The 5,543-nt window shown below is 71.6% G+C and carries 9 protein-coding genes; 5 read left to right on the plus strand and 4 right to left on the minus strand.

The genetic code is table 11. The features are described from left to right. Positions 1-259: NAD(P)H-dependent oxidoreductase (locus tag ABDW35_RS31200; protein ID WP_343717740.1), on the minus strand; the 259-nt coding region annotated here is incomplete at its 3' end. Positions 260-405: 146 nt separating this feature from the next. On the opposite strand from ABDW35_RS31200, the gene ABDW35_RS31205 reads away from it, so the two are divergent. Then, positions 406-882, plus strand: a complete 477-nt coding sequence (locus ABDW35_RS31205; protein WP_343717741.1) for a helix-turn-helix domain-containing protein — start codon at positions 406-408, stop codon at positions 880-882. A gap of 104 nt (positions 883-986) precedes the next feature. Here the strand turns inward: ABDW35_RS31205 and ABDW35_RS31210 are convergent, their stop codons facing one another. Both ABDW35_RS31210 and ABDW35_RS31215 read right to left on the minus strand, forming a co-directional pair. Then, positions 987-1,220, minus strand: a complete 234-nt coding sequence (locus tag ABDW35_RS31210; RefSeq protein ID WP_343717742.1) for a DUF1127 domain-containing protein — start codon at positions 1,218-1,220, stop codon at positions 987-989. Between the two features lie 295 nt (positions 1,221-1,515). Then, positions 1,516-2,382: a LysR family transcriptional regulator gene (locus tag ABDW35_RS31215; RefSeq protein ID WP_343717743.1), complete on the minus strand. Its 867-nt coding sequence runs from the start codon at positions 2,380-2,382 to the stop codon at positions 1,516-1,518. A 107-nt stretch (positions 2,383-2,489) separates the two neighbouring features. Between ABDW35_RS31215 and ABDW35_RS31220 the strand changes: the two genes are divergently transcribed. The 4 genes from ABDW35_RS31220 to ABDW35_RS31235 all read left to right on the plus strand — a co-directional run bounded on the left by ABDW35_RS31220 (position 2,490) and on the right by ABDW35_RS31235 (position 4,999). Continuing rightward, positions 2,490-3,410: an EamA family transporter gene (locus ABDW35_RS31220; protein WP_343717744.1), complete on the plus strand. Its 921-nt coding sequence runs from the start codon at positions 2,490-2,492 to the stop codon at positions 3,408-3,410. A 109-nt stretch (positions 3,411-3,519) separates the two neighbouring features. Further along, positions 3,520-3,906: an NADH:ubiquinone oxidoreductase subunit NDUFA12 gene (locus ABDW35_RS31225; RefSeq protein ID WP_343717745.1), complete on the plus strand. Its 387-nt coding sequence runs from the start codon at positions 3,520-3,522 to the stop codon at positions 3,904-3,906. 23 nt (positions 3,907-3,929) lie between these two features. Then, positions 3,930-4,493 (plus strand): outer membrane lipid asymmetry maintenance protein MlaD, encoded by a 564-nt coding sequence (locus tag ABDW35_RS31230; protein WP_343717746.1) that lies wholly within the window; start codon positions 3,930-3,932, stop codon positions 4,491-4,493. An 8-nt stretch (positions 4,494-4,501) separates the two neighbouring features. After that, positions 4,502-4,999: a DUF2155 domain-containing protein gene (locus ABDW35_RS31235; protein WP_343717747.1), complete on the plus strand. Its 498-nt coding sequence runs from the start codon at positions 4,502-4,504 to the stop codon at positions 4,997-4,999. On the opposite strand, the gene ABDW35_RS31240 is transcribed toward ABDW35_RS31235, so the two are convergent. After that, positions 4,965-5,366 (minus strand): MAPEG family protein, encoded by a 402-nt coding sequence (locus tag ABDW35_RS31240; protein WP_343717748.1) that lies wholly within the window; start codon positions 5,364-5,366, stop codon positions 4,965-4,967. The two genes, ABDW35_RS31235 and ABDW35_RS31240, sit on opposite strands and share 35 nt — an antisense overlap. Positions 5,367-5,543: the final 177 nt, after the last annotated feature.

Raw genomic sequence — 5,543 nt, forward strand, 5'->3', positions numbered from 1 at the left:
CGGCGAACAGCTCCTGCGCCAGCGTGTCGGACAGGGCCAGCGCCGCCTGCTGCGCCGGGCTGCGCGCCTCGGCCGGCAGGGCCTGAGCAGCCACGAAATCCTCGCCGATATGGGGCAGCGGCTGCGCCGCCAGGTCGCGGCGGATGATGGTCGCGGCGGGAGACTGCGCCTGCAGCCGGTCGACCAGCGCGGTCGCGACCTTGGTCGACAGCGAGGCGCCGCCGCGCGGGCTGGAGGTGACGAACAGGATACGGCTCATCGGAAACGGTCCTCATGGTCGAGGGGGCAGGGATGGGCCGGCCGGCCGATGCGAAGCGCCTGGGTTGATCGGACCCGGGGGTAGTCACATTTAGTGACTGGGGCTAAATTGATGACCGCCCGTGAGCCGCGCAAGGAGGCACATTTTTGGAACCGAGCAACAGCGATGTGAGCGACGGGCACGACCAGTGCCGGGCGGTCAGCGACGTGCTGGCCCGGGTCGGCGACAAATGGACGGTGATGGTGGTCGGGCTGCTGTCGGACGGGCCGATGCGCTTCAACGAGCTGCGCCGGACCATCGGCGGCATCTCGCAGCGGATGCTGACCTTGACCCTGCGGGGGCTGGAGCGGGACGGGCTGGTGACCCGCACCGTGTTCCCGACGATCCCGCCGCGGGTGGATTACACGCTGACCGATCTCGGCCAGACGCTGATCGAGCCGCTGAAGGCCCTGTTCGCCTGGGCCACCACGAACAACGCGGCGATCGAACGGTCGCGGAAGGCGTTCGACGCGGAGAAGCCGGGCGCCGAGGTGCCGCATCCGCCGCGCAAGGTCCCGCCCCTCGTGCGGCGCCGGACGGACGCCTTGTCGGGGATCGTCACGGACGGGCGGGGCGGCCGCTAGGGCAGGAGGCAGGCAAAAGAAAACCCCGCCGGCTTACGCTCGGCGGGGTTTTCGCGACCCGGATCCGGGGGAGGAAGCGGACCGGGTGCCTCCGGTCGTGCCGATCACGCGGCGCGACGGATGACCGAGTCTTCGTTCGCGGCCACGGCCACGGTCGGGCGCAGCACGGCGACGTTGTCGGTGGAGACGTGGGTGTCGCGGGCGGCGCGGGCCAGCCGCTCCATGATGGTGCCGCGGTTCATGCCGATATCGGCCAGCAGGCGGTCATCGAGCTGCATCAGGGCAGCGTAGGCACGACGACGTTCCCAGGCGGCGACAAGCTTGTTGATCAGGTTCACTTCAGCATTTCCTTCTTCACGTGCCGCGTCCAGCGAGAGGTTCGCGGCGCGGTGTGCGTTGTTTGCACGAGCCGATATATGCGCTTAGCTTAGCCATGCATCCACCCCTGCTCTTCGCACCGCAGCAATGCATCGCCTGCATTGCCTGACATTTAAGCGCCCCCTCCGCCCAGCTTCTGCCTTGATGACCGGGATTCGCCGCAATTCCGCCACAAAGCGCCATGTTGCGGTGCAAACTGATCGGGCAGGGCCTGCCTGCGAGGTGGGCGTCAGGGAATGCTAAGTGTGATTACCATCACGCCCCGGCGCCGTCTTCCGGCAGGGTCAACCCGTCGGCCAGGTGCCGGGCCAGCAGCTCGCCGGCGGGGGACAGGCCGGGGGCGCGGTGCAGGCGGATATCGGCCTCGGGCAGTGGCGGCAGGCCGTCGCGGTCGCTGAGGCGGCGCAGCTCCGGCGGCAGCAGCCCCGCCTTGACCACGGTGACGGCCAGCCCCTGGGCGGCGATCGCGGTCACCGCCGCCAGGCTATGGCTGACGAAGGCCAAGCGCCAGGGCCGGCCGGCGGCGTCGAGCGACGCCATCGCCCAGGCCCGGAACAGGCAGCCCTGGGGATAGAGGGCGAGGGGCAGGGGGCCCTCGTCACCCACCTCTACGCTGATCTCGCGGCCGGCGGCCCAGACCGCCTGCTCGCGCCGCAGGAAGGTGCCGCCGCCATCGCCCGCCGCATGCATCGCCAGCACCAGGTCGAAGCGCTCGCCGAGGCGCGGCAGCATCGGCGTGGTCAGCCCGGTCACCATCTCGACCTGGATCCGCGGATGGGCGGCGGCGAAGCCGGCCAGCAGCGGTGGCACCAACCGGGTGCCGTAATCCTCCATCACGCCGAGCCGCACCACGCCTTCGACCTGCAGGTCGCGCAGCCGGCCCATCGCCTCGGCCGAGACCGATAGGATGCGGCGGGCATAGCCCAGCAGCACCTCGCCAGCCGGGGTCAGGCGCAGGCCGCGGCGGCTGCGGTCCAGCACCGCGGCGCCGATCGCGCCCTCCAGCCGCTGGACCTGCATGCTGACGGCGGATTGCGTCCGGTTCAGCGCCGCGGCGCCGCGGGTGAAGGAACCGTGGTCGGCGACGGCGACGAAGGCGCGCAGCAGGTCCGGATCCAGCATTCGCCACTCCATCACGGTTCGTGATTCAGCAGATCATAGTTATGCGTTTCCGTGAAGCTGGGCACCGTTCCTATCCTTCGATCCAGATCCGAAGGAGGAGGGCAGGGATGGCGCGTGAAGGCATGGGCGTGGCGGCGGCGCTGGCGTCGAGCACGCTGGGCGGCACCTCGGTGGTGGCGACGCGGTTCCTGATGGGGGCGCTGGACCCGGCGACGCTGGGCGTGTTCCGCTTCGGCATCGGCTGCGCCCTGCTGCTGCCGGTGGTGGCCCTGCTGCGCGCGCCCTGGCCGCCGCGGCGCGACTGGCCGGCGGTGGCGCTGCTGGGCCTGCTGTTCTTCGCCGCCTTTCCCTTCCTGTTCAACGCCGCGCTGGCCCACACCACCGCCGCGCGCGGGGCGCTGGCGCTGTCGACCCAGCCGCTACTGACCCTGGCCGTGGGCGCGGCGCTGGGGGTGGAGCGGCTGACCCCGCGCAAGGCCGCCGGCGTGTCGCTGGCGATGGCCGGGGTGGCGCTGGCGCTCGGCGCCGGCCTGGCAGGCGCGCCGCCGGGCGCCTGGCGCGGCGACCTGCTGATGGTCGGGGCCACGGCCTGTGCCGCCCTTTATAATGTATGGTCGCGGCCCTTCGTCCGCCGCTCCTCGCCTTTGGCCTTCAGCGCGCTCGGCATGGCGGCGGGCGCCGCCGGCCTGGCGGTTCTGGCGCTGGCGGCCGGCCCGGCGACGCTGCCGGCCCTGGATCCTGCGGGCTGGACGGCCGTGCTGTATCTCGGGATCGTCGGCGGCGCGCTGACCTTCTTCCTCTGGGTCTTCGCCCTCGGCCGCACCACCCCGACCCGGGTGGCAATCTCGGTCGCGGTCAACCCGGTGGTGGCGGCGCTGCTCGGGGTCCTCACCCTGGGCGAGCCACTGGGCTGGCCGCTGCTGGCCGGTCTCGCCGCGGTCGCGGCCGGCATCGCCCTGGCATCGACCGACGGCCGGCGGGCGGCCCCGGCTTCCGCCGCCGCGCCCGGTTCCGCCCGCCTGCCTTGAAATTGCCCTAGGACGCGGCGGCGCGCGCACTGGACGGACGCGGCCGGCGATGCCATAGTCCGCGCCGTTCGGCGGCCGGGGGCCGTCACTCGGCATGTCCTTGGGATCCATGGCCTTCGATCTGACCGAATTCGGGCTCCGCGCCTATCTCCGTTTCGTCACCTGGCGGCGTGGCCAGCTGGTTGGCCGGGACGCCCATGGCAACAGCTACTACCGCAGCCGCAAGGTCGCGGCCGGCGGCCGCGAGAAGCGCTGGGTGGTGTTCAACGGCGGCGAGTCCGAGGCGTCGCGCGTGCCGCCGGAATGGCATGGCTGGCTGCACCACACCTTCAAGGAGCCGCCGGGCGACACCAGCCCGTTCCGCCGCCCCTGGCAGCAGCCGCCGGAAGCCAACCCGACCGGCACCGGCCACGCCTATCTGCCGCCCGGCCATCCGTTGCGCGGCAGCCATCGCGCCAAGGCGACCGGCGACTACGAGCCCTGGACGCCGGCGTGACCGGGACGGTCTGAGGAACGCCGATGCACAGGAACGTGATCGAGACGGTGATGGGCGCGGTCGTGCTGGCCGTCGCCCTGCTCTTCCTGGGATTCGCCTATACCAGCGCCAATCTCGGCTCGGCCTCGGGCTACACGCTCAAGGCGCAGTTCAACCAGGCTGACGGCGTCAGCGCCGGCACCGATGTGCGGATCGGCGGCGTCAAGGTCGGCACCGTCACCAGCGTGACGCTGAACCCCGAGAGCTATCTGGCCGACGTCCAGCTGTCGATCGACCCGTCGGTGAAGCTGTCGCAGGACACCGCCGCCGCGATCAGCAGCGACGGCCTGCTCGGCGGCCGCAGTCTTTCGCTCAGCCCCGGCGGCCGGCCGGACGACCCGAGCGGCTGGCTGAAGGACGGCGACAGCATCGAATACACCCAGTCGAATCCGAGCCTGGAGCAACTGCTGGGCCAGGTGATCTTCAGCATCGGCCAGCTCGGCGACAAGGGCAGCGCCGGTGGGGCCGGCGGTGGCGGCTCCGGCGCGCCGGGCCAGCCGGGCCAGGCGCCGCAGGGCAAGCCGGCCGGCGGCATGTTGGGGAATTGATCCGGACCATGCGCAGCCTTCTCGTGCTTCCCGCGCTGGCGGTGCTGGCCGCCGCATCCGCTCCGGGCGCGGCGCAGGCCGCGGCCACGATCGACCAGCCGATCGCCGAGCTGCGCGGCCTCGACAAGATCACGGCGCGCACCCAGCCGCTCGAGGCCAAGGTGGGCGAGACGGTGCAGTTCGGCACGCTCGGCATCACCGTGCGTGCCTGCCGCAAGGCGCCGCCGGAGGATCCGCCGGAGAGCGCGGCCTTCCTCGAGATCACCGACACTCCGCCCAGCAAGCCGGCGGCCACGGTGTTCAGCGGCTGGATGTTCGCCTCCTCGCCCGGCGTCTCGGCGCTCGACCACCCGGTCTACGACGTCTGGGTGGTCAGCTGCACCAGCACCTCGCCGGCCGCCACCGCGGCGCAGCAGGAGGTGGATGAGAACGTGCCGGACGCCTCGCCGCTGCCGCTGCCGGAGATGAAGATCATCCCGCCGGCGCTGCCGCCGGGTCGCCAATAGCGGCGATCGCGAACAGGCCGAGCACGCAGAGAAAGCCGAGCGACCAGAGGTTCGAGCGCAAGCTCGGCCGGTCGGCAGCATAGGCGGCCGTGTAGGCCAGGCGGATCAGCACGAACAGGCCGGCCAGGATGTCGGCCCAGCCCTGCGGCGCGCCGCGCATCTGGGCGATGACCACCGCCGCGGCGAAGGCCGGGAACGTTTCGAAATGGTTGCGGTGGGCCCAGTCCAGCCGCTGCTGCCAGCCGGTCATCCGCTCCATGCCCAGGCGCGGGGCGTGGTTGTCGATCCGCGACGTCACCTTGGCCGGCATCACGGCCAGATAGGGCAGCAGGATGGCCGCCAGGACCATCCACAGGGCAAAGCTCATCGCGGCGACTCCGGCTGGGTTCGCGGCATTGTCGCCATCCTCCATCGACCCGTCGAGAACGGCACGTCGCCTTCACGTCATTGCGAGGAGGCGAAGCCGACGAAGCAATCCAGGGGCCGGTGCGCACCGGCCCCTGGATTGCTTCGCTGCGCTCGCAATGACGGTGCTGGCTATGAG

It is taken from the genome of Inquilinus sp. (assembly GCF_039594555.1).
GTDB lineage: Bacteria > Pseudomonadota > Alphaproteobacteria > DSM-16000 > Inquilinaceae > Inquilinus.